This is a genomic window from Sphingomonas sp. GW821-FHT10F11 (assembly GCF_058809095.1).
Genome location: NZ_JBXASH010000005.1, coordinates 140,946 through 164,354 on the forward strand (window position 1 = coordinate 140,946; position 23,409 = coordinate 164,354).

The 23,409-nt window shown below is 66.0% G+C and carries 24 protein-coding genes; 7 read left to right on the forward strand and 17 right to left on the reverse strand.

Annotated features, from left to right (window positions below; all coding sequences use genetic code 11):
- Positions 1–3: 3 nt before the first annotated feature.
- The 16 genes from AC1RT8_RS15995 to AC1RT8_RS16070 form a co-directional block, all read right to left on the reverse strand.
- A complete protein-coding gene (locus tag AC1RT8_RS15995) occupies positions 4–954 on the reverse strand; it encodes a cell division protein FtsQ/DivIB (protein ID WP_493076648.1) in 951 nt (316 codons plus the stop codon).
- The gene (locus AC1RT8_RS16000) at positions 951–1,886 is read right to left on the reverse strand and encodes a D-alanine--D-alanine ligase (protein WP_493076649.1); all 936 of its coding nucleotides are present in this window, start codon (positions 1,884–1,886) and stop codon (positions 951–953) included. The genes AC1RT8_RS15995 and AC1RT8_RS16000 overlap by 4 nt, the downstream gene beginning before the upstream one ends.
- Positions 1,883–2,785 (reverse strand): UDP-N-acetylmuramate dehydrogenase, encoded by a 903-nt coding sequence (gene murB / locus AC1RT8_RS16005; protein WP_493076650.1) that lies wholly within the window; start codon positions 2,783–2,785, stop codon positions 1,883–1,885. Before murB ends, AC1RT8_RS16000 begins: the two co-directional genes overlap by 4 nt.
- On the reverse strand, positions 2,782–4,185 hold the full coding sequence (gene murC, locus AC1RT8_RS16010; protein ID WP_493076651.1) for a UDP-N-acetylmuramate--L-alanine ligase: 1,404 nt from the start codon (positions 4,183–4,185) through the stop codon (positions 2,782–2,784). Before murC ends, murB begins: the two co-directional genes overlap by 4 nt.
- On the reverse strand, positions 4,182–5,342 hold the full coding sequence (gene murG, locus AC1RT8_RS16015; protein WP_493076652.1) for an undecaprenyldiphospho-muramoylpentapeptide beta-N-acetylglucosaminyltransferase: 1,161 nt from the start codon (positions 5,340–5,342) through the stop codon (positions 4,182–4,184). The genes murC and murG overlap by 4 nt, the downstream gene beginning before the upstream one ends.
- Complete coding sequence (locus AC1RT8_RS16020) at positions 5,339–6,562, reverse strand: FtsW/RodA/SpoVE family cell cycle protein (RefSeq protein WP_372848422.1); 1,224 nt, start codon at positions 6,560–6,562, stop codon at positions 5,339–5,341. Before AC1RT8_RS16020 ends, murG begins: the two co-directional genes overlap by 4 nt.
- Positions 6,559–7,842, reverse strand: a complete 1,284-nt coding sequence (murD, locus tag AC1RT8_RS16025; protein WP_493076653.1) for a UDP-N-acetylmuramoyl-L-alanine--D-glutamate ligase — start codon at positions 7,840–7,842, stop codon at positions 6,559–6,561. The genes AC1RT8_RS16020 and murD overlap by 4 nt, the downstream gene beginning before the upstream one ends.
- A complete protein-coding gene (mraY, locus tag AC1RT8_RS16030; protein ID WP_372848426.1) occupies positions 7,839–8,918 on the reverse strand; it encodes a phospho-N-acetylmuramoyl-pentapeptide-transferase in 1,080 nt (359 codons plus the stop codon). Before mraY ends, murD begins: the two co-directional genes overlap by 4 nt.
- Positions 8,918–10,291 (reverse strand): UDP-N-acetylmuramoyl-tripeptide--D-alanyl-D-alanine ligase, encoded by a 1,374-nt coding sequence (locus tag AC1RT8_RS16035; RefSeq protein WP_493076654.1) that lies wholly within the window; start codon positions 10,289–10,291, stop codon positions 8,918–8,920. The genes mraY and AC1RT8_RS16035 overlap by 1 nt, the downstream gene beginning before the upstream one ends.
- Positions 10,288–11,703 (reverse strand): UDP-N-acetylmuramoyl-L-alanyl-D-glutamate--2,6-diaminopimelate ligase, encoded by a 1,416-nt coding sequence (locus tag AC1RT8_RS16040; RefSeq protein ID WP_493076655.1) that lies wholly within the window; start codon positions 11,701–11,703, stop codon positions 10,288–10,290. The genes AC1RT8_RS16035 and AC1RT8_RS16040 overlap by 4 nt, the downstream gene beginning before the upstream one ends.
- Positions 11,700–13,427, reverse strand: coding sequence for a peptidoglycan D,D-transpeptidase FtsI family protein (locus AC1RT8_RS16045; protein ID WP_493076656.1), 1,728 nt, complete (start codon positions 13,425–13,427; stop codon positions 11,700–11,702). The genes AC1RT8_RS16040 and AC1RT8_RS16045 overlap by 4 nt, the downstream gene beginning before the upstream one ends.
- Complete coding sequence (locus tag AC1RT8_RS16050) at positions 13,424–14,008, reverse strand: hypothetical protein (RefSeq protein WP_493076657.1); 585 nt, start codon at positions 14,006–14,008, stop codon at positions 13,424–13,426. Before AC1RT8_RS16050 ends, AC1RT8_RS16045 begins: the two co-directional genes overlap by 4 nt.
- On the reverse strand, positions 14,008–14,955 hold the full coding sequence (gene rsmH / locus AC1RT8_RS16055) for a 16S rRNA (cytosine(1402)-N(4))-methyltransferase RsmH (protein WP_493076830.1): 948 nt from the start codon (positions 14,953–14,955) through the stop codon (positions 14,008–14,010). The genes AC1RT8_RS16050 and rsmH overlap by 1 nt, the downstream gene beginning before the upstream one ends.
- Positions 14,955–15,455: a division/cell wall cluster transcriptional repressor MraZ gene (locus tag AC1RT8_RS16060; RefSeq protein WP_493076658.1), complete on the reverse strand. Its 501-nt coding sequence runs from the start codon at positions 15,453–15,455 to the stop codon at positions 14,955–14,957. Before AC1RT8_RS16060 ends, rsmH begins: the two co-directional genes overlap by 1 nt.
- A 342-nt stretch (positions 15,456–15,797) precedes the next feature.
- Positions 15,798–16,127, reverse strand: coding sequence for a hypothetical protein (locus AC1RT8_RS16065; protein ID WP_493076659.1), 330 nt, complete (start codon positions 16,125–16,127; stop codon positions 15,798–15,800).
- Positions 16,128–16,152: 25 nt separating this feature from the next.
- On the reverse strand, positions 16,153–17,145 hold the full coding sequence (locus AC1RT8_RS16070) for a cysteine synthase A (protein ID WP_493076660.1): 993 nt from the start codon (positions 17,143–17,145) through the stop codon (positions 16,153–16,155).
- A 101-nt stretch (positions 17,146–17,246) separates the two neighbouring features.
- Here AC1RT8_RS16070 and AC1RT8_RS16075 point away from each other — a divergent pair, with 101 nt between their 5' ends.
- Positions 17,247–17,507: a type II toxin-antitoxin system VapB family antitoxin gene (locus AC1RT8_RS16075; RefSeq protein WP_493076661.1), complete on the forward strand. Its 261-nt coding sequence runs from the start codon at positions 17,247–17,249 to the stop codon at positions 17,505–17,507.
- Between the two features lie 17 nt (positions 17,508–17,524).
- Positions 17,525–17,899, forward strand: coding sequence for a type II toxin-antitoxin system VapC family toxin (locus AC1RT8_RS16080; protein ID WP_493076662.1), 375 nt, complete (start codon positions 17,525–17,527; stop codon positions 17,897–17,899).
- On the opposite strand, the gene AC1RT8_RS16085 is transcribed toward AC1RT8_RS16080, so the two are convergent.
- On the reverse strand, positions 17,900–18,226 hold the full coding sequence (locus AC1RT8_RS16085) for an Mpo1-like protein (protein WP_493076663.1): 327 nt from the start codon (positions 18,224–18,226) through the stop codon (positions 17,900–17,902).
- A 210-nt stretch (positions 18,227–18,436) separates the two neighbouring features.
- On the opposite strand from AC1RT8_RS16085, the gene AC1RT8_RS16090 reads away from it, so the two are divergent.
- From AC1RT8_RS16090 to AC1RT8_RS16110, 5 genes are all read left to right on the forward strand, one after another.
- Positions 18,437–20,005 carry a vWA domain-containing protein gene (locus tag AC1RT8_RS16090; RefSeq protein WP_493076664.1) on the forward strand — a complete coding sequence of 523 codons (1,569 nt, stop codon included), beginning with the start codon at positions 18,437–18,439 and terminating at the stop codon, positions 20,003–20,005.
- 202 nt (positions 20,006–20,207) lie between these two features.
- Positions 20,208–20,429, forward strand: a complete 222-nt coding sequence (locus AC1RT8_RS16095; protein WP_493076665.1) for a hypothetical protein — start codon at positions 20,208–20,210, stop codon at positions 20,427–20,429.
- A gap of 14 nt (positions 20,430–20,443) precedes the next feature.
- On the forward strand, positions 20,444–20,584 hold the full coding sequence (locus tag AC1RT8_RS16100; protein ID WP_493076666.1) for a hypothetical protein: 141 nt from the start codon (positions 20,444–20,446) through the stop codon (positions 20,582–20,584).
- 110 nt (positions 20,585–20,694) lie between these two features.
- Positions 20,695–21,621 carry a class I SAM-dependent methyltransferase gene (locus AC1RT8_RS16105; RefSeq protein WP_493076667.1) on the forward strand — a complete coding sequence of 309 codons (927 nt, stop codon included), beginning with the start codon at positions 20,695–20,697 and terminating at the stop codon, positions 21,619–21,621.
- A gap of 202 nt (positions 21,622–21,823) precedes the next feature.
- Positions 21,824–23,239: a M20/M25/M40 family metallo-hydrolase gene (locus AC1RT8_RS16110; protein WP_493076668.1), complete on the forward strand. Its 1,416-nt coding sequence runs from the start codon at positions 21,824–21,826 to the stop codon at positions 23,237–23,239.
- The last annotated feature ends 170 nt before the right edge of the window (positions 23,240–23,409 follow it).

A 23,409-nucleotide genomic window follows, 5' to 3' on the forward strand; every position in this document is an offset into this window, starting at 1 on the left:
GCCTTACCCCTGTACCAACTTGAACGCGCTATGCTTGGCTTCGATAAGTGCCGGTTGCTGCGACGTATTTTCGCTTTCCGGATCGGTAATGGCACGATTAATCACCTGACCGGGCTTGCGCGCAACCAGCTTTGTCGGATCGCGCATGTCGAAACGGATCCAGCCCTTGCCCAACAGCGGCCGCACACCGTCGAGCTGGGCGAATTTCACCAGCGCCTTGGCGGCATCGCCATCGCCCTCGGGCAGCGCCAGCGTCTCGCCGGATTCGAACAACAGGTTCCAGCGCCGGTTACCGACCCAGGTCGCCGCCTTGACCAGCGGGCGCAGCGCGGGCGCTGCTTCGAGCAGCTTCTGGTACTTCGCTTCCTGCTCGTTCGCGCCAGGGCCGATGACCAACGGCAGGTCGGGCATCGCCTCGGCCTTCACCGGCTCGAGCCACACGCCATTCTCAGCGATCAGCGAGAGCTTGCCGCGATCCTGCCACACCGCCGTCGGCTTGCGCTCGACGATATGCACCAGCAGCGTATCGGGCAGCCGGCGCGAGACATGCGCATCGGCGATCCAGCCATAGGACAGCAGCTTTTGGCGAACGTCCTCAAGATCGACCAACGGCATCGCGCGGGATTTCTGGTCGAGTGCGACGGCATAGACCGTCATCCGGTCCATCCGGCTGAGGCCGGTCACCTCGACCTGTTCGACGCGGAAGCCCGCACGGCCGACACCCTCGGCGATGGCGACGCCGATCGCGCCGGGCACGCCGAACCAGGTCGCCGTCGTGATCGCCACTGCCCCGACCGCGCCGACGATCGACCAGGTCGCGATGCGGCGCAGCGTGTCATGGCTGATCGGCAGCGCCTCGATCGTGCGATCGATGATCGACTGTTTGGGCTGCTGGCGGCGTTTCGACTGGATCTGCCGCCGGGGCGGCGATCCGCGCTTGATCGTTCGGCTCACGTTGTTTTCTCCGGGCCCAGGGCCTCCTCGACGATCTTCTGGACCAGTTCGGCATAGCTGAGACCAATATAGCGCCCCTGCTCCGGCACCAGACTGAGCGCGGTCATGCCGGGCTGGGTGTTGACCTCAAGCAGGAACAGGCCGTCCACGCCCTGGCTGTCGTCCCAGCGGAAATCGGAGCGCGACACGCCCTCGCAGCCGAGTAGCCGGTGCGCGTCGAGCGCGATACGCTTGCAGGCGTCGGCGATGTCGTCGGGAATCTCGGCCGGACAGACATGTACCGTCAGGCCATCGGTATATTTCGCGTCGTAATCATACCAGCCGCTCTTCGGCTTGAGCTCGGTTACAGCGAGCGCCTCGCCCGCCAGCACCGCAGTGGTCAGCTCCCGCCCGCGGATGTACGGCTCGGCCAGAAGCTCCTCGAACTCGCCCCAGGGCCCGCTCACGCCGCGAGCGATCGGGTTGCCGTAATTGCCCTCGTCAGTGACGATCGCCACGCCGACCGAGGAGCCTTCGTTGACCGGCTTCAGCACATAGGGCCGCGGCAGCGGATCGCCCTCATACAGAGTCTCGCTCTTCACGATCCGTCCGCCGGGCATCGGGATGCCGTGCGGCACGAGGGTCTGTTTGGTCAGCAGCTTGTCGATCGCGATCACCGAGGTGACGAGGCCCGAATGGGTGTATTTCAGCCCCATCAGGTCGAGCATGCCCTGGATCGACCCGTCCTCGCCAGGCGTGCCGTGCAAAGCATTGAACACGACATCCGGCGCCACCTCGGCCAGCTTCGCCGCGACGTCGCGCCCCATATCGATGCGGGTGACGCGGTGTCCAAGGCTCTCTAGCGCATCGGCCACGCCGGCGCCGGACATCAGCGAGACTTCGCGCTCGGCCGACCAGCCGCCCATCAACACTGCTACGTGGAGCTTATTCATTTCTTGACCCCCACGCGCTGAATCTCCCATTCGAGTTCGACCCCGGAGGTCGCCCTAACCTTCTCGCGCACTTCCTCGCCCAGCGCCTCGATCTCCGCGCTGGTCGCGCTGCCGAGGTTGAGCAGGAAGTTACAATGCTTCTCGCTGACCTGCGCATCGCCGCGCGTCAGTCCACGGCAGCCCGCCTGGTCGATCAGCGCCCAGGCCTTGTGTCCGTCCGGATTCTTGAAGGTCGAGCCGCCCGTGCGCGACCGCAGCGGCTGCGACGCCTCGCGCTCGGCAGCGATGCGATCCATCTCGGCGCCGATCACCGCCGGATCGCCGGGAACGCCCTCGAACACCGCCTCGACCACAACCGCGCCCGCCGGCAGATCGGAATGGCGATAGACATAGCCGAACTTCGCCGCCGGCCAGACCTCGACATCGCCCATGCGCGTCACGACGGTCGCCTCGATCAGGATGTCAGAGGTATCGCGCCCATAGGCGCCCGCATTCATCTTCACCGCGCCACCGACCGTGCCTGGGATACCGCGCAGGAACTCGAGCCCGGCAATGCCCGCATCGCGCGCGGCACTGGCAACCGAAATCCCCATCGCCGCACCGCCGGCACGAACCCTGTTGCCCGGCTCGATGGAAACCTTCGCCATCGCCTTGGGCAATCGCACCACGACCCCCGGCACGCCGCCGTCCCGCACGATCAGGTTCGATCCGACCCCAACCGGCAGCACCGGCGCCTCGGGATCGAGCCCGGCCAGGAACACCGACAGGTCATGCACGTCCTTCGGCCGCACCAGCCACTCCGCCGGCCCGCCGGTGCGGAACCAGATGAAGTCGGCCAGGCTGCCCTCGTGCACGGCTGTGCCCTGAAGGGGCGGCAAGGCGTAACAGACACTGCTCATCGCGCTGCCTCGATGGCATCGGCGAGGCCTGCGGCCCACTTAGTAATATCCCCTGCCCCGAGACAGACGACCATGTCGCCCGGCTGGGCAACACCGGCAAGCGTGGTCGCAAGCGCAGCGGCATCGGCGACCGTTGCCGCCGACCGGTGCCCGCGACGCTTGATGCCCTCGACCAGCGCCTCGGCATCGACACCTTCGACCGGTGCCTCGCCCGCGGCATAGACCGGCGTCACATAGACCATGTCGGCATCATTGAAGGCCTGCTGGAACTCCTCCATCAGGTCGCCGAGGCGCGAATAGCGATGCGGCTGCACCACTGCGATCACGCGGTTCTCGACGCCCTCGCGCGCCGCCGACAGCACCGCCCGGATCTCGACCGGGTGATGGCCGTAATCGTCGATAATCGTCACGCCACCCGTCTCGCCGACCTTGGTGAAGCGCCGCTTCACCCCGCCGAACTTGGCGAAGCCCTGCTGGATCGTCGCATCGTCGATCCCGATTTCCAACGCCACGCCGATCGCGGCCAGCGCATTCTGGACATTATGGCGCCCCGGCATCGGCAACTCGATGCCCTCGATCGAGCGCACCGACCCATCGCGATTGCGCACCATCGCCTCGAACCGGTTGCCGCCGGGGATCGGCGTCACGTTCACGCCGCGCACATCGGCCTGGGCCGAGAAACCATAAGTGACGACGCGCCGGTCGCGCAGCCGCGGGATGATGCCCTGCACCTCGGGATGATCGAGGCAGAGCAACGCCGCGCCGTAGAAAGGCACATTCTCGACGAACTCGACGAACGCGTCCTTCACCGCATCGAACGAGCCATAATGATCGAGATGTTCGGGATCGATATTGGTGACGACCGCGATCGTACCGTCGAGCCGCAGGAAGCTGCCGTCGCTCTCGTCGGCCTCGACCACCATCCAGTCGCTCGCGCCGAGCCGCGCGTTGGAGCCGTAGCTGTTGATGATCCCGCCGTTGATCACGGTCGGATCGACCCCGCCCGCGTCGAGCAGCGCCGCGACCATCGAGGTCGTCGTGGTCTTGCCATGCGTACCGGCGACCGCGACGGTCGACTTCAGCCGCATCAGTTCGGCGAGCATCTCCGCGCGCCGCACCACCGGAATGCGCCGCTCCAGCGCCGCCTCGAGTTCGGGATTGCCGCGCTTGATCGCGGTCGAGGTGACGATGACCACCGCATCGCCCAGATTCTCGGCCTTCTGCCCGATATGCACGATGATGCCCTTGTCGCGCAGGCCCTGCACGACATAGCCCTCTGCCATGTCGGATCCCTGCACCTTGTAGCCGAGATTGTGCATCACCTCGGCGATGCCGGACATACCGATTCCGCCGATGCCGACGAAATGGATCGTGCCGATATCGGTTGCGACACCCTTCATGCGTAGATCGGCTTTCCGTTGTTGCCCATGGGCAGCGGCACGCCGATCGGCATGTCCCCAGGCGTATCGTTCAGGCTCTCGACCAGGTCGGCAAGGTCGCGCGCCGCATCGGGCCGCCCGCAACTCCGCGCGCGGCCGGCCGCATTCTGCAGGGCGGCGGGATCGAGCCCGAGCTTCTGCATCTGCTTGGCAAGCTCGACCGGCGTGAAGCTGCGCTGGTCGATCGTCCGCGCACCACCCGCCGCGGTCATTTCCCTGGCATTCGCCGTCTGGTGGTCGTCGGTCGCACTGGGCAGCGGCACCAGGATCGCAGGACGCCCCGCCACGGTCAGTTCGGCGAGCGTCGAGGCACCCGCCCGCGCGATCACCAGATGCGCCCAGGCGAGTTGTTCCGGCAGGTCGGGCAGATAGGTGGCGAGGTCGGCAGCGATCGACAGCTCGGCATATTTCGCGCGCGCCGTCTCGATATCCTCGATCCGCGCCTGATGAGTCACCTGCAACCGACGGCGGAAGCTCACCGGCAGCAGCGACAGCCCGTCCGGCACGACCTGGCTCAGCACGCTCGCGCCCTGACTGCCGCCGGTGACCAGCACGCGGAAGATGCCGTCTTCCTCCAACAGCGGATAAGGCCTTGAGCGCAGCGCCAGCACCGAATCCCGCACCGGATTGCCCACCAGGTGAGTCTTGCCATGATATTTGGCGGCGAGCCGCTCGACATTGGCATAGGAGGTCGCGATCGCAGTCACCTTGCCCGCGACCAGCCGGTTCACGCGCCCCAGCACCGCATTCTGCTCATGCACCGCGGTCGGTATCTTCTGTTGGAACGCCGCGAGCAGCGCCGGCAACGCGGGGTAACCGCCAAAACCGATCACTGCATCGGGACGAAAGGCGCGGTACAGCTCGATCGCCATCGCCCGGCCCTTGACCATGGCCGACGCAGCGCGCGCCCAGCCGATCGGCCCGCCCGACAGCCGCCCGGCCGGCAGCACGTGAGTCTGCACATCCTCGAACAGCCCGGGAAAGCGCACGCCACGCTCATCGCTGATCAGCGCGACATGGTGCCCGCGCTTCATCAGTTCGGCAGCCAGAGCCGCCGCCGGGACCATATGCCCGCCCGTGCCGCCCGCGGCGAGAACGAAGTGCCGTGCCTGAGTCATTCCCCGCTCCATCGTGCGATATAAGGCGACCGCGATACGAAGGGATTGCGTCTGGTGAAAGCCAGCAACAGACCCATGCCGATCGACAGCGCGATCATCGACGATCCGCCATAGCTGATAAAGGGCAAGGTCATGCCCTTGGAAGGGGCGAGGCCGGTATTCACCGCCATCGAAATCAGCGCCTGCGTGCCGAATTGGGTCGCGAGCCCCGCCGCCGCGAACAGCCTGAACTCGTCCTGCTCGTCGAGCAGCTTCACGAAAACCCGCACGACGATCGCCAGGAACAGCAGCGCGATGATCACACAGGCGACCAGCCCGAACTCTTCGCCGATCACCGAGAAGATGTAGTCGGTATGCCCCTCGGGCAAGCGAAATTTCATCGATCCGCCACCGGGCCCGGTACCGCGCCAGCCGCCCGCCGTGATCGTGTCATGCGCCGCATTGGTCTGGAAATGGTCTGACGCCCCCGCCCCCTCGCTGTTCGGGAAGAGATAGGCATCGATCCGCGTGCGTGCCGTACCGTAGAAGAGGTAGGCGGCGATCACCCCCGCCGGCACGCAGCCGATCAACGCCGCCATCACCTTGGGCGATGTCCCCGCGATCATCAGCAGCGCCAGCCACACCGCGGCGAACACCATGGTCTGGCCGAAATCGGGCTGGAGCATCAGCAGCAGCGCGACCAGCGCGGTCATCGCGCCGGTGATGATCACCACCGGCAATGCCTCGTCCTTGGCGCGCATCGACAGCAGCCAGGCGCAGGTGACGATGAAGAAGGGTTTCAGGAACTCGGACGGCTGGATCAGCGACACGCCGAAATTGAGCCACCGGGTCGCGCCATTCTTCTCTACCCCGAAGAACGGCACTGCGATCAGCAATACGAGGCAGACGACGGTACCGAGCAGCGCCATGCGCCGCGCGATCGCGACCGGCAGCATCGACACGACGAACAGGATCGGCAGCGACACGCACACCCAGGCGAGCTGCCACCAGAGATAGAAGAGCGCCGGGATGTGATGCTTGTCGTCGGAATAACGCGTAGCCGCAGCCGGAGAGGCAGCACCCACCGCGATCAGCCCGACCGCGATCAGTAACAGGGTGAGCAGCAGCAGCATGCGGTCGATATCCCAGAACCACATACCCAGCGCCGAGCGGTCGCCGCGGCCGCCTCCGCCCTTCATGCGCTTCCACAGGGTCAGCGTACCGGTGGGTGCCTTGCTCATGCCAGCGCCTCGACAAGCGCGCGGAACTGGTCGCCGCGATCCTCGAAATCGCGGAACTGGTCGAACGAGGCACAGGCCGGCGACAGCAGCACGGTCTCGCCCGCCACCGCATTGGCCGCCGCGCTCGTCACCGCTACTGCCAGGGTACCGCTTTCCTCGACAGGCATGATCGGCTTCAGGATCGCGGCGAAGCGCGGCCCCGCCTCACCGATCGTATAGGCGCGCGCGACATGCCCGAAGGACGGCGCGCAGGCATCGAGATCGTCGGTCTTGGCCTGACCGCCCAGGATCCAGTGAATCCGGTCGAACGCGGCGAGCGCCGGCGCGGTCGATTCCGGGTTGGTCGCCTTGCTGTCGTTGACGAAGGCGACGCCGCCGCGCGTACCGACTCGTTCCATCCGGTGCGGCAGGCCCTTGAAGTTTGCCAGCCCGCGATCGATTGTCGCATCGTCTATCCCGAGCACCTTGCACGCTTCGATCGCGGCAAGCGCGTTCTGCGCGTTGTGCGGCCCCTGCAGCGAGGGCCAGCGCGACTGGTCCATGCACATGCCCGGCGCGATCTTCGTCAAATGCTGGCGCCGCGCCGACAGCGATCGCGCAATGTCGGCCGAGACGGAATCGCCGATCCCGATGATCGCGGCATGATCCGGCGACTGCATCGCGAACAGCCGTGCCTTGGACGCGGCATAATCCTCGAACCCGGCATAGCGATCGAGATGGTCGGGCGTGATGTTGAGCAGGATCGCGACATCGCAATCCAGGCTGGTGGTCAGGTCGATCTGATAGCTCGACAGCTCGAGTACGTAGACGCCACCCTCCGGCAGCGGCTCTTCGCCCAGGATCGGCTTGCCGATATTCCCGCCTAGCCGGGCCGGCCTGCCGGCGGTCTCCAGGAGGTGATGGATCAGCGCCGTGGTGGTCGACTTGCCGTTGGTGCCAGTGATCCCAACCAGTTTGTGCGCCGGCAGGCCGGCCCGCGCCTGAGCGAACAGTTCGATATCGCCGATGATCGGCACATCCGTCGCCCGTGCCTTGGCGGCAATCGGGTGACGATTGATCGGCACGCCCGGCGACACGACGAGCCCATCGAAGCCGGCAAGATCGATTTCTTCCGGGTTGGCGATCGTCGCGCCGGAAACGGCCGCCCGCGCCGCCGCGTTGGAATCCCACGCCGTCACCTCGGCCCCGCTCGCCACCAGCGCATGCACCGTCGCCGCGCCCGAGCGCGCAAGCCCCAGCACCGCGTAGCGTTTGCCGCGCCATGTGGGGCTGGTGATCACCGAAGCTTCAGGGTCGACAGGCCCGCAAGCGCGAGCACCAGCGCGATGATCCAGAACCGGATCACGACGGTCGGTTCGCTCCAGCCGAGCTGCTCGAAATGATGATGGATCGGCGCCATCTTGAACACCCGCTTGCCGGTGCGCTTGTAGAAGAACACCTGGATGATGACCGAGAGCGCCTCGATCACGAACAGGCCGCCGATGATGCCCAGCACGATCTCGTGATGCGCGACGACAGCGATGGTGCCGAGCGCCCCGCCCAGCGCGAGGCTGCCGGTATCGCCCATGAACACGGCGGCCGGCGGCGCGTTGAACCACAGGAACGCAAGCCCCGCGCCGACCATCGCCCCGCAGAAGATGGCGAGATCGCCCGCCCTGGGGACGTGCGGAATGCCGAGATAGGTCGCGAACTTCGCGTTGCCCGCCAGATAGACGATGATCATGAAAGCGACCGCCGCGATGATCACCGGCATGGTCGCCAGCCCATCAAGCCCGTCGGTCAAATTCACCGCATTGCCGAACGCCACGATCGTGAAGGCAGCGAACACGATGTAGAAATAGCCCAGGTCGATCCACCAGCCATTGGTGAACGGCAGATAGAGATGCGTGCCGGTCGCATTGTTCTGATGGATGATCAGCCCGGCCGCGATCGCCGCGATAGTGAATTCGCCGACCAGCCGCATCCGCCCCGACACGCCCTTGGTGCTCGCTTTGCGCACCTTGTCGTAATCGTCGAGGAAGCCGATCGCGCCGAAGCCCAGCGTCACGAAGGTGCAGGCCCAGACGAACGGGTTGCTCAGGTCCATCCACAACAGGATCGACAGCACCAGCGACGTCAGGATCATCAGCCCGCCCATGGTCGGCGTGCCGCGCTTGGCGAGGTGGCTTTGCGGCCCGTCGCTGCGGATCGGCTGCCCCTTGCCCTGGCGCACACGCAGCCAGCCGATGAAGCGCGGCCCGATGATCAGGCCGATGATCAAAGCCGTCGCGACCGCCCCGCCCGAGCGGAAGCTCAGATAGCGGAAGAGGTTGAGAAGACCCGGAAAACCGAGGTAACTGGCGATCAAATAGAGCATTATGCTGTCCCGTTCGCCAAACCGGCGACCACGCTCGCCAACCCGACTCCGTTCGAACCCTTGATGAGAACCGCGTCGCCCGGCGCCAGCATTTCCAGCAGGCTTGCCCGCGCGGCCGCGGCATCGGGCACATGGACGAAATCGACCCTGCCCTCAAGCGCGTTCGCCAGCGCCGTCATCGCTTCACCGACCAGAATGACCCGTTCGACGCCAGCCGCGACCACCGGCTCGACCAGGCCCGCATGATAGGTGTCGCTCTTCTCGCCCAGCTCGCGCATCTCGCCCAGCACCGCGATCCTGCGTACCGCCTTCTCGGCGCCCAGCACCGCCAGGGTCGCCCGCATCGAGGTCGGGTTGGCGTTATAGCTCTCGTCGATCACCAGCGCCTCGCCGCCACGGACTGGTACCGTCAGCCGTGCCCCGCGCCCGGCAAGCCCGCCCAGCTCCGCCAGCGCAAGCCCGGCGAGCGCAAGATCGCCACCGACCGCATCGATCGCCGCCAGCACCGCGAGCGCGTTCGATACCCAATGCATGCCCGGCTGACCGACGGTGAAGCTCAACTCCTTGTCGCCCACCGATGCGGTCACGAAGGTTCCGCCGTTCGCAGTGCGCATCGTCTCGATCGCCCGCACATCCGCGCCCGGATCGATCCCAAAGGTCACGATTGTCGCGGCATGGGGCTTGGCATGCCCGATGAGACGGTCGCGATGCGCGCTGTCATAGGGAATGATCGCCACTCCGCCCGGCTCCAGCCCGGCAAAGATCTCGCCCTTGGCGTCAGCGATGGCAGATTCGTCGGGGAAAAAAGCAGTGTGCGCCGGTGCGATCGCGGTCACCATTGCGACATGCGGCCGCACCAGCGTGGTCAGATGCGCCAGCTCGCCGGCATGGTTCATGCCCATCTCGAACACGCCGAACCGGCTCGCCGCCGGCATGCGCGCCAGGCTCAGCGGCACGCCGGTATGGTTGTTGTAGCTCTTCACCGATCGATGCGCCGTACCCGGCACGCCACGATCGAGCGCTGCGAACAGCGCTTCCTTGGTGCTGGTCTTGCCGACCGATCCGGTGACGCCGATGATCTTCGCCGCGGTCCGCGCCCGCGCCGCGCGTCCCAGATCTTCCAGTGCCGCCATGGTATCGGCGACCAAAACATGCGGGTGCGGTGTCGATACGCTGACAACCGCACCCGACGCTCCCCGCTCGGAGCTCTGATCGAGAAATTTATGCCCGTCGCTCGTCTCGCCCTTCAGCGCGACGAACAGGTCGCCCGGTCCGACTTCCCGGGAGTCGAAGGTGACGCCGGTGGCGGCGAAGTCGGCCGACGCCGAGCCGCCCGTGGCGGCCGCAATCTCGGCGGAAGTCCAGAGACTCATGCCGCCATCTCCCGCGCAACGCTCACATCGTCGAACGGCAGCACCAGATCGCCCACGATCTGTCCCTGCTCGTGCCCCTTGCCGGCAACCAGGACGATATCCTGCGGTCCCGCTTCGGCGATCGCTGCGCCGATCGCATCGCGCCGCGACCCGATCTCGGTCGCACCCGGCGCGCCTTCCATCACCATCGCGCGGATCGCGGCCGGATCCTCAGAGCGCGGATTGTCGTCGGTCACATAGACCTTGTCGGACATCGCCGCCGCGACTGCGCCCATCGGTGCCCGCTTGCCCTGGTCGCGATCCCCGCCCGCGCCGAACACTGTGATCAGCCGCCCGGACACGTGCGGCTTCAGCGCCGAGACCGCCGCCTCGAGCGCGTCGGGCGTATGCGCATAATCGACATAGACCGGGGCCCCACTCCGCGTGATCACCGCGCGCTCCAGCCGCCCCCTCACCGGCTGCAACCGTCCGATCGACGCCAGAGTCTGCGCTACGTCTCCGCCCGTCGCGATCACCAGCCCCGCCGCGGTCAACGCGTTCGCTGCCTGATAGGCACCGATCAGCGGCAGCATCACCTTGTACGTCTTGCCCTCGGCTTCGATGACCAGCCCCTGCCCCAGCAAGGTCGGATCGCGCGACACCAGCTTCAGCGCCTCGCCCTGTGTCCCCACCGTGAGCACACGAAGCCCCCGCCCATGTGCGATCTCGATCACGCGCGCTGCATGGAGGTCGTCGGCCCACACCACCACGGCGCCATCATCGACGACCACTTCGGAAAACAGCCGCAGCTTGGCCTCGAAATAGGCCTCCATCGTCCCGTGATAATCGAGATGATCGCGGCTCAGATTGGTGAAGGCAGCAGCCCTGACCGGCAGCCCCTCGGTGCGATATTGCGACAACCCATGGCTCGACGCCTCGAACGCGACATGGCTCACGCCCTCGCGCGCCAGCCCGGCGACATTCGACAGGAAGGTGACGATGTCGGGCGTGGTCAGCCCGGTCGAGACCTGGTCGTCCGCCGTGGTCACGCCCAGCGTACCGATCGACGCAGCGTGGAAACCGGTCATCCGCCACAATTGGCGCGTCATCTCGACGGTCGATGTCTTGCCGTTGGTCCCCGTCACCGCGACCGCCGTCTCCGGAAACGGCGCGAAATAGCGTGCGGCTAGCCCGGCGAAGCGTTTCCGCGGATTGGTATCGGCGATATGCACCACGCCCTCGACGTGCGCCTCGGGCCGCGCCACTGCCGCGATCGCACCGCCGGCGACAGCCGCCGGAATGAAATCCTCGCCATTCACCTGCGCGCCCTCGAACGCACCGAAGATAGTGCCGGGCGCCACCTTGCGGTGATCGATCGCGAAGCCGGTGACAGTCGCGTCCTCCGCTCCACCGGTCAGCGCGCCAAGCTTCATTCGGCGTCCGCCGGGTTCTCGCCCGGCGCATGCCACAGCAGCGGCAGCAGCTCCGAAACGTCGACGTCGCGGTTGTTATCGGGCGTCACGCCCAGCATCGCGCCGGTGCGCGAGATCACGCGGCTGACGACCGGGGCCGCGGTCCAGGCAGCGGTGGTGAGACCAAAGGATTCGGCATTGCCGATGGGCGAATCGAGCATGGCGATCACCACATAGCGTGGTGCGTCCATCGGGAAAGCCGCCGCGAAGGTCGAGACGTTCGCTTTCTTCGAATAACCGCCAGCACCGGCCACTTCGGCGGTGCCGGTCTTGCCCCCGACCCGGTATCCGGGCGCCTCCCCCTTGCGGCCGGTGCCCTGGGTCACGACCAGCCGCAGCAGCTGACGCATCCGCGCGCTGGTCGTCTCGGACAGCACGCGGCGGCCCTCGGGCGCCTTGCCCGGCGCGACCCTCAGCAAGGTCGTCGGGCGCCAGATGCCGCCGTTCACCAAAGTCGCATAGGCATTGGCGAGGTGCAGCGGCGTCACCGCGATGCCGTGCCCATAGGCGGTCGTCATCACCGTGGTGCGCGCCCAGAAGACCGGCCAGATCGGCTTCTGCTTCTCGCGCAGCTCGATCTCGGGACGCGTGTCGAAGCCCATCGCCTTGAACATCGCCGCCATGCGATCCTTGCCGATCTCGTCGGCAATGCGCGCGGTCACGATGTTCGACGAATGGATCAGCGCCTCGGGCACATCGAGGAAGCGCTTCTGCGCATGATCGTCATGGATGGTGAAGCCGCCGACATGCAGCGGCTCGGTCGCGTCGTAGCGCTTCGCCATCGAGGTCACGACGCCGCTTTCGATCGCGGTCGCCATGGTGATCGGCTTGAAGGTCGATCCCAGCTCGTACACGCTCTGGGTCACGTTGTTCCGCAGCGCGTCGCTGCTCGTGCCGGCGAGCTTGTTGGGATTATAGACCGGCAGCGAGACCATCGAGATCACTTCGCCCGTATTCACGTCCAGTACGATGCCCGTCGCGGACTTCGCCTTGAACGCGATCATCGCCCGGCCCAGCTCGCTCTCCATCGCCGCCTGAACGCGGCTGTCGATCGACAGCATCACCGGCGTGTCGCGCGTGGAAGGGCTGGTCAGCTGGTCCTCGAACGCGCGCTCTATACCGGCGCGGCCCATGATCCTTTTGTCGTCGCCCGTCGGCCCGATATAGCCAAGCACATGCGCCGCCATCGTCGTCTGCGGGTAGAGCCGCTCCGGCTCGCGCGCAAAGGCAAGGCCCGGCTCGCCGATCGCATGGACCGCGTTGACGATCGCCGGCGAGGCATGGCGCTCGAGATAGGTGAAGTTCACCGGCAGGGTCAGCTTGGCATAATACCAGGATTCATCATGCCCCGGCAGCACCGCGGCCAGCTTCGCCGCCAGTTCCCGCTTGTCGCCGAGCAGCTTGCCGGGGTGCACGCCGATGGTCCACGCCTCGATCGTCCGGGCCAGCGGCTCGCCATTGCGGTCGAGGATGTCGCCGCGCGGCCCGATACCCGATACCGGCCCCTGGATGCTGGTCGGCTCGGACACGAAGCCGAGCATCGCGATCCGCCCGATCACGAGCGTGAAGCCGGCCGCGAGCATCAGCATCAGGATCATCAGCCGCACATGCGCCGTCGCGACCAGCGCATGGCGCTGGCCGGTCAGGCGCCGTTGCGGCAATGGCCGGGCGACGAGCGCGGTCAACGCATGCGCCCCGCTTCCGTGCGGGCGCCGCTGAACAGGTCGCCGATCGTCGAATCGCTCAGCAGCTTGCGGTCGAGCAGCGCCACCGTCTGGGTCTTGCCGCCCTGCACGGCCCGCTCGCGAACTTGTCCCACGGTCGCCGGAGCAGCCGGCGCGGGCTTGGTCGCGGTCGCGGCCGCCTCGACGATGCGGGTCGCCACCGCCGGTGTCGCCGCCGGGCGCATGGTCGATCCGTCGGGCAGCGCGGGCACGACCAGCGAGGCGGTCTGCACCGTCGCATCATGGCCCTGGTTGAGGTCGAGCGACGCGAGCGCGCCCTCGTCGGACACGAACTGGGTCGCCGCCGGCGCAGTCAGGCGCAGCGTGTCGCCGTTCCACTTCTCGAGCTGGGCGAGGTTGGCGCGCGTGTCGAACTCGGTCTCCAGCGCGCGGATATCGCGGTGCGCCTGGGCGATCAGCGCCACCGTCTTGTCGAGCTTCTTGCGCTCGGCCGCGACCTGCAACGGCACGAGCAGGAAGCCCAGGGCAACGGCAACGCCGGCCAGGAACCAACCAAGACTCTTCCAGGCATACGCAAGCATCACAACGCTCCTTCAGAAGACCAGGCTGCGGCATCCGTCCGCAACGCTGTTCGTAACGTTGCCGATCTGGCGCGGGGGTTGCGCGCAATCTCGGCATCGTCGGCACGCACCGCGCGACCGACATTCTCAAAGCTTGGTTTGGCGTTAACCATCAACTCAGGAAGATGACGGGAGCGGCCGGGTAACGATCCGCTCCGTTCGCGGAGGAATCGCTTGACCATCCGGTCCTCCAAAGAGTGGAAAGTGACCACTGCCAAACGACCGCCCGGCTTGAGCACGCGCTCGGCCGCGGCAAGGCCCTCGGCGAGCTCTTCCAGCTCTCTATTCAAATAGATACGGATCGCCTGGAAGGTCCGCGTGGCCGGATCCTTCTTGTCGTGCGGCTTGTATCCGAGCGCCCGGCGGACGACGTGCGCCAGCTCTCCCGTGCGCGTAATCGGGCGCGCCGCGACGATCGCGCGGGCAACGCGGCGGGCCCGCGGCTCCTCTCCGTAATTATACAACACGTCGGCGATTGCGCCTTCATCGGCCATGTTGACGAAGTCGGCGGCGGTTTCGCCTTCCTGGCTCATGCGCATGTCGAGCGGCCCGTCCGACTGGAAGGAAAAGCCGCGCTCGGCCTGGTCGAGCTGCATCGAGGACACGCCGATATCCATCGTCACGCCGTCCACCGGCACCACGTCGCGCGCCTCGAGCTCCGCATCGAGCGCGGAGAAGGTCGCCGGGATCAGGGTCAGCGCGCCGTCCGCCGCCGCTTCCATCGCCCGCCCGCCCGCGATCGCATCGGGGTCGCGATCGAAGGCAAAGACGATCGCGCCGCTGGAGAGCAAAGCGCGCGTGTAGCCGCCGGCACCGAAGGTGGCATCGACATGACGTTCGCCCGGGGTAACGGCGAGCGCGGCGACAACCTCTCGGAGCAGCACGGGCACATGGGGCTCAGGAGCGATCACAGCGCGATCCCCTTGAGCTGGCAGTGGTAGCGGGCGCACGACTTCACCATCTCGGCCACGCCCTCGGCTTCGATCAGCGTCTTGGGGTCCCAGATCTCGAAATAATCGAACACGCCGTAGAAAAAGGCGTTGGTCCCGATCTTGGCGTGGAAGCGTGGGAAGCCGGGCATGATGAACCGGCCCGATCCGTCGAACGGAGTCGCCTCTCCCTGGGCAGCACGGCGCTTGATGTTGTAGTCATACTCGCCGTCGTCCGTGGTGTAATTCTCCTCGCGCGCGTCGAGCTTGGCCTTCAGGATGGAGACATAGGCGGGGTCATAGGCAATCAGGCAGGGGTGCTTCTGATGGACGCCGATGATGACGGTGCCGCCGTCCTTCCCGTCGGGACGCGGACTGTTCGCCGCCAGGATGGCCCTGAGCGAAGCGGGGATGGCGACACGGCCCTTGTCGTCGACAAGGCCAAGTCCGTCTCCCTGATATTCCGCCCTTTGCGCCACACCGTACCCCGAACACCAGCAGGCATGACTCTCCCGTCTTCGAAAGACGGCCTTCGCCGCCCTCCAGCGCAACGCCGCGCAGGCGAGATGAGTTTACCCCTGTTGGAACAGGGTTAACTCGGGGCTACCGGGGATTCAAGGGGAAATCAGGGGAAAACCGGGGCAAAAGCCCTAATGGCTTCGATTCTCCGGGGAATTAATTCTAGTCATTTCAACCTGTTCTTGGTGTGTTCTGGCGATCTCGGGGTTTCGGGGGCATTTTCCCCCGATCGCCCCGGGGCCCGGGCGTGTTCTCCCCGATTCTCCCCGCCGACGTCGTCGGCCGTATCGGAGAGATCGGGCTCATTTGGGCTTTGCGTTGTTGGACGCCTGCGCCACGTTCACGTCGGTCACGGTGCTCGGCGCCACGCCGAGCTCGGCGAGCGGCTCGCTGCTCGCTCCTTCGACCGGCAGGGCCTGGTTGCCCGCCGCCAGGTTGGCAACGACATCGGGATGCGCACCGCCGACCACGATCAGCGGGCGTTCCTTGCTGGCGGTGGAGAAGATCGCGGCCGCCAGCCCGATGAGAAGCAGGACGGCGGCAAGGCCGATCATCCCGACCTTCACCCGCTGCGACGTCTGCGCCGGATCCTGTGCGACCATTTTCATACGTGTGGCATAAATGTAACGCATGAAAAGAGTCTTGTCGATGGTTCGACTATTCGCGCTTCAGCCGCTCCGGAACCGTCAGCCCTTTCGACTCGAGCCAGGCGCGGTTGTAGAGCGTCGAAAGGTAGCGGAATCCGGTGTCGCACAGGATCGTCGCGATCCTCTTGCCCGGGCCCAGCTCCCGCGCCAGCCGCACCGCACCGGCGACGTTGATGCCCGACGACAGCCCCAGACACAGCCCTTCCTCGTCGAGCAGCCGCGTCACCCATTCCATGCCCTCCTCGTCGGAGATGCGGAACTGCGTATCGATCGGCGCGCCTTCCAGATTGGCGGTGATGCGCCCCTGCCCGATCCCCTCGGCGACAGAACTGCCCTCGGACTTCAGCTCGCCACAGGCATAATATTCGTAGAGCGCGGCGCCGTACGGATCGCTCAGTGCGATGCACACGCTCTCGTCCTTGGCCTTGAGCCCCAGCCCCACGCCCGCCAGCGTCCCGCCGGTACCGACCGAGCAGGTGAAGCCATCGATCCGCCCATCCATCTGGGTCCAGATCTCTTCCGCCGTCCCCGCGATATGCGCACGACGGTTGGCGATATTGTCGAACTGGTTGGCCCAGATCGCGTTGGGCGTCTCCTCGGCGATCCGGCGCGAAGTATGCACGAAATGCCCTGGGTTCGAATAAGGCGCGGCCGGCACCAGCACGAGTTCGGCACCGAGCGCGCGCAGCGTATCCATCTTCTCCCGGCTCTGGGTCTCGGGCATCACGATGATCGTCTTGTAGCCCTTGGCATTGGCGACCAGCGCAAGGCCGATGCCGGTATTGCCCGCGGTCCCCTCGACAATCGTCCCGCCGGGCTGGATCAGTCCCCTCGCCTCGGCATCCTCGACGATGAATAGCGCCGCGCGATCCTTTACCGAGGCACCCGGGTTGGCGAACTCGCATTTGCCGAAGATGTCGCAGCCACTGGCCTCGCTGGGGCCGTTCAGACGGACGAGCGGCGTGTTGCCGATCAGGGCGAGCGTGTTGGGGGCGGTGTGCATGGCCCTGACATAGCGTCCCCGGGGTCGCCTGCAATCCACCCTAAAATTTGCTGACGGCAATTCCAGCTTATGGTAGAATGTGGGGCGAACGAGGTAGAAACATGGGCGTACAGCTGAATATCAAAAGCCCGGAGGCGCGTGCCCTTGCCGAACGCTTGTCCGAGGTGACCGGCGAAGGCCTGACCGAGGCTGTCACGACGGCGCTGCGCGAGCGCCTCGATCGCCTTGCCCGCCCCAACCGGGAACAGCTGATCGAGAAATGGCTGGCGGTCGGCGCCGACATCAAGCGTCGCTATCCCGATATGCCGGGATCCGCCGATATCGACGCCCTGCTCTACGATGAGGACGACTTGCCGAGATGATCGTCGACAGTTCGGCGTTGATCGCGCTGCTCAAGGGGGAGGACGGGGCCGCCGCCATCCTTCTTGCCCTGGAGGAAGCGCGGGGTTCCACGCGCATGTCCTCTGCGACCTATCTCGAAGCCGGGATTGTGGCCGACCGCCACCTCAACCCCAGCGACGCCGCGAAGCTCGACGACCTGATTGCCGAGTTCGAGATCGGCATCACGGATACCACTGCCGATCATGCCCGTATCGCCCGACACGCCTATCGCACCTTCGGCAAGCACAGCGGGCACCCTGCCCGTCTGAACATCGGCGATTGTTTCGCCTATGCACTTGCCTCCCAGGCGAACGAACCACTCCTGTTCAAAGGCGACGATTTCACCAGGACGGATATCGTCCCCGCGCTCTGATCAGGCCACGCCCACCGCGCGCAGATGCGGCCCCAGCCGCCCGGTCAGCCACAGGAAAAACATCCGGTAATCGCTGAAGAGCGACCACATCGGACAGGTGAAGGTGGCTGGCCGATTCTTCTCCACCCCGAAATGTGCCGCCCAGGCAAAGCCATATCCGGCAATCGGCACCAGCGCCCACCACCAGCCGCCCTTCATAATTGCGACCGCGAGAAACACGAAGGTCAGCGCCGTCCCGGCATAATGCAGCCGCCGCGTCTCCGGCTTCGCGTGCTCGCGCAGATAATAAGGCCAGAATGCGGCATAGGTGATGATCTGCTTGCCCATTAAGCCGGATTCTAACGCCGTGATCGCGCGTGTCGACCGAAATGTCGCATGAGCCTTACTCTGGCACCCTTCATCAAGAATCGCGGTTTTCCGCCAAGAATCCAATATCCCCTCATGAGATAGGAAAACACTTGCCAAGCCAAAACAGGCGTGACACAAACATGGCCATAATGTGGCTCAAATAAGGCGAGCCGAGCTAGGGAGCATGTCATGAAGTCCAAGACGATCCTGTGCGGCGTGGCGTTGACGGCAATGTTGGCCGGCTGTTCCAAGCCAGGCGGCAACACCTATTCGACCCCCAGCTACGAAACGGGTGGCGCCGCGGCCGACGAGATGCTCGCCACCGACCCCGGCGGCGAGAAATACAAGCCCAACGCCATCTCCCCCGTCCACATGGTCGCCGACGCCCCCGTTTCGACCTTCGCGGTCGATGTCGACACCGGTGCTTATGCCAATGTCCGCCGCTTCCTCACCCAGGGCCAGAAACCGCCGGTCGACGCGGTCCGCACCGAGGAGATGATCAACTATTTCCGTTATGATTATCCTCTGCCCGCCGATCGCGAAGCGCCGTTCAGCGTCACCACCGACGTCGCGCAATCGCCGTGGAACCAGGACACGAAGATCCTGCGCATCGGCCTGCGCGGCTACGACCTGTCCTATGCCCGCCGCCCTGCCGCAAACCTCGTTTTCCTGGTCGACGTATCCGGCTCGATGGACGAGCCGGACAAGCTGCCCCTGGTCAAATCGGCCCTCTCCACCCTCGCCGACAATCTCGGCCGCGAGGACAAGGTCGCGATCGTCGTTTACGCTGGCGCGGCAGGCGTGGTGCTCGATTCCACCAGCAATCCTTCCGAGATCAAGGCAGCGCTCGACGATCTCAGCGCGGGCGGGTCGACCGCGGGTGGCGAAGGGCTCCAGCTCGCTTATTCCATCGCCCGCGAGCATTTCATCAAGGACGGGGTCAACCGCATCCTCATCGCGACCGACGGCGACTTCAATGTCGGCATCACTGACCAGACCGAGCTGGAGAAACTGATCGAGCATGAGCGCGATGACGGCATCACTCTTACCACGCTCGGCTTCGGCCAGGGCAATCTCAACGACTCGCTGATGGAATCGATCGCCGATCTCGGCAACGGCAACTATGCCTATATCGACAGCGCGATGGAGGCGAAGAAGGTCCTGTCCGAGGAGTTGTCCTCCACGCTCTTCACCATTGCCAAGGACGTGAAGGTCCAGGTCGAGTTCAATCCCACCTATGTCAGCCAGTACCGCCTGATCGGATACGAGAACCGCGCGCTGGCCGAACAGGATTTCGACAATGACAAAGTCGATGCGGGCGATATCGGAGCCGGCCATCAGGTCACCGCGATCTACGAGGTTGTCCCCGCCGGCACGAAAGGCTGGCTGTCCGACCGCCGCTACACCGACAACCGCCGCGCGCCCGCGACCGGCAAACAGGACGGCGAAATGGCCTTTGTCCGCCTGCGCTACAAATTGCCGAACGGCGACACCTCGCGCCTGATCGAACGCCCGGTCGCCGCCACGCAGCTCGCCACCCGCGCCTTGCCCCAGGGCGACATGGCCTTCGCCACCGCGGTCGCCGCCTTTGGCCAGAAACTGCGCGGCGACACGCGGCTCGGCGACATCGCCTATGCCGATATCCGCCGCCTCGCCGGCAACCCGGACGGCTATTGGCGCCAGGAATTCATCAAGCTCACCGAACTCGCCGAGGCGGGACAAGTGCCTGCGGAATCGCGCCGCGACCGGATCGGCTAGGGAGATCCGGAACGCGTCGCGATAACCACAGCAGGGAGCGGCCGGGGACCTGTCCAACCCCGGCCGCTCTTTACGCGATCCTAATGCGGACGACCCCAGCTCGCCCTCGAAGCTTAATGCGTCCCACGCCTATCTGAGGGCCACGACGCGACCGCGCGCCGTGCCGTGCCGGCGGCCCCATTGCCGGCGCAGGAGCATCTCGATGCACACCCGTCCCGCCGAGCCCGGTGCGACACCCCATATCCTCCAGGTCGGGCAGGATCGCCGCGGCCGCTGGATGGTCCAGGAAAATCACGGCCTGATCGAGGGCGTGTTCATCTCGCGCGACGCCGCCCTCCATTTCGCCCGCCTCGAACGCCACGCCTTCCCCGGCGCGACCGTGGAGCTGGTGAGCGCCCCGCTCACCTCAACCCTCGCAGCCTGACATGGAGGACGATGATGACTCCGGATCTCACCGGCCTGCTGGTGGTCGGCCTGATCGGCTTCGCGCTGATCTCCCTCGCTCTGGCCTGCCGCCTCGCCCCGGCGCGGAAACCGCGCCCCGACATCACCCTCGGATTCAGGGACCCTTATCGCTGAGGCCGTTCCGCCCCGATTCCGACTGACTCCCTCATTGTGCTCCCGCGAAGGCGGGAGCCCAGGCTGGATCCCCGCCTTCGCGGGGACACAACAATCCACAGGACCACTCAATGGCCACTCGCCCAATCTCGCTCGAACATGTCCCCGACCCGGATCCTCTCCTGCCCGCCAGGGAAATCGCGCTCGCCTATGACGTCGCCGGCATCGATTATCGCGACTATGCCGATGGCGACGGCGATTTCTCCGGCCGCTACGGCTTCGCCGATCGCGAGCTGTGGCAGCGCATCGACAAGGCGTTGATCGAGCTGCGCGCCCAGGGCCGCCACGCCATCCGCATCCTCGATCTCGGCTGCGGCCCGGGTACCTGGCTGCTGCGCACCGTCACCCGCGCCCGCGCGCTCGGCTTCACCGCGATCGAGGGGCACGGCATCGATCTCTCGCCCACGATGATCGCCCTCGCCCGCCAGGCTGCGGCCGACGTCATCGATCCCCGCATCGGCGTGACCTTCGCGGTCGGCGACATCCTCGAAACACTCGAGCAGGAAGGTCGTCACGCCTGCGACCTGGCGCTCTGCCTTTATGGCGTGCTCAACCATGTCGCCCCTGCGCAGCTCCCCGCGGTCGCCCGCGCGCTGGCCCGGGTCACGGACGGCGCCCTGATCGCCACCGTCCGCTCGACCGGCAGCCTGCCGTCGATCTTCATCTCCGGCATGGAGAAGGTCCGGCATTTCCACCAGGACCATGCCCATGATCGGCTGGAGATCGACCTGGTCGACGGCCGCCATCTCGAATTCGGCCTTCACCTGTTCAGCGCCCGCGAGTTCCGCGCGCTGTTCGCCCCGCATTGCGCGATCCGCGAGATCGCCGGCATTGACGTCTTCCACAGCCGCTTCCGCACGGAAAGCGACTGGAACCCGGCGACCGAGGATCTGGCGCTCGAAGCCAGCCTCGCCCGCCTCGAACATTTCTGCGCCAGCGATCCGACCTTCATCGATCGCGCCGCGCATATCCTGCTGGTGGGTGGGGCGTCGGGATAAAATTCCCGCCCCATCCCCATCGTCACCCCGGACTTGTTCCGGGGTCCACCGTGCCGAAAACCAAACACCGAGGTTCTCGCGGAACGGTGGATGCCGGAACAAGTCCGGCATGACGGAGGTAAGTGAACCCATCCACCGGAAGCGTTTGACACCCCCCGAACCGCCCCCCTAGCCTCGCTTCAACACCCCGGGGGGACACCGCATGAAACCGCTCGCCACAGCCGCCGCCGCTCTCGCCTTGCTCGCGTCCCACGGCGCCGCCGCCCAGGTGATCACGCCCCGCCCCGACCAGCTCGCCTTCCGGGATCTCTACAAGGAACTTGTCGAGACCGACACGTCGGTTTCTACCGGCAGCTGCACCGCCGCCGCGGAGAAGATGGCCGCCCGCCTCAAGGCGGCCGGCTACACCGACGATCAGCTCACTCTGTTCAAGGTGGACGGATTCCCGCTCGACGGCGGCCTCGTCGCCCAGCTCCCGGGCACCTCGCCCAAGGCGAAGCCGATGCTCCTCCTCGGCCATCTCGACGTGGTGAATGCCCGCCGCGAGGATTGGACGCGCGATCCCTACAAGTTCATCGAGGAAAACGGCTATTTCTACGGCCGCGGCACCTCGGACATGAAGGCGATGGTCGCGGTCTGGGTCGATACGCTGATCCGCCTCAAGCAGCAGGGCTACAAGCCGAAACGCACGATCAAGCTCGCCCTCACCTGCGGCGAGGAATCCGGCGCCCGCATGAACGGCGCGCAATGGCTCGCCGAGAACCGGCCCGATCTCATCGCCGCCGAATTCGCGCTCAACGAAGGCGGCGGCGGCACCACCGACGGGCATGGCAAGGTCGTCAGCCAGGCGATCCAGATCGGCGAGAAATCCAATCGCGCCTTCGAGCTGGAGACGACCAATATCGGCGGCCACAGCTCGATCCCGATCGACGATAACGCCATCTACGAGCTCGCCGACGCGATCGGCAAGGTGCGCGCGTACAAATTCCCCGTCCATTTCAACGACACCACGCGTACCTATTTCGCGAAAGCCGGCGCCGAGCAGAAGGACGCCGTCGGCCGCGCCATGGTCGCGCTCGCCGCCGACCCGGCCGATCGCGCGGCAGAGGCGATCGTCTCGTCCGATCGCACCCATAATTCGATGCTGCGCACCACCTGCGTGGCGACCATGCTGGAGGCAGGGCACGCCGTGAACGCGTTGCCGCAACGGGCCAAGGCGACGGTGAGCTGCCGCATCGTCCCCGGCGAGGATGCCGATACGACCCGCGCCGCGTTGATCGCGGCGATCGGCGACCCGAAGGTGAAGGTCACTCTCGTCGGTCGTCTCCGCCCCGTCGCCGTCCCCCCGCCGCTCGACCCGAAGATCATGGGGCCCGCGGAAAAGCTCGTCGCACGGTATTTTCCTGGCGTGTCGCTCATCCCCGCCATGATGACGGGTGCGACCGACGCCACCTTCATCGCCCCGATCGGCATCCCGACCTATGGCGTGCCCGGCGGCTGGAGCGACCCGGACGGCAACGGTACCCACGGCCTGAACGAACGGCGTGAAGTGCGCTCGGTCTATGTCGGGCGGGATTTCCTGTTCGACCTGGTCAAGGCCTATGCGGAGCGGTTTTGACGGGCCGGTAGGCCTGGCCGCTTTCAACCCGGAAACCGAAGAATATCTTCGATTCAGGCAGGCGGAGAAGGAACCGTTACTGGTGCAAGATGTCGCTGGCGCCGCCTCGCCCGGAGTCGGAGTCGGTTGACTCAGATCAATGCCTCGTCGATAGGGGCCTCGGAAAAACA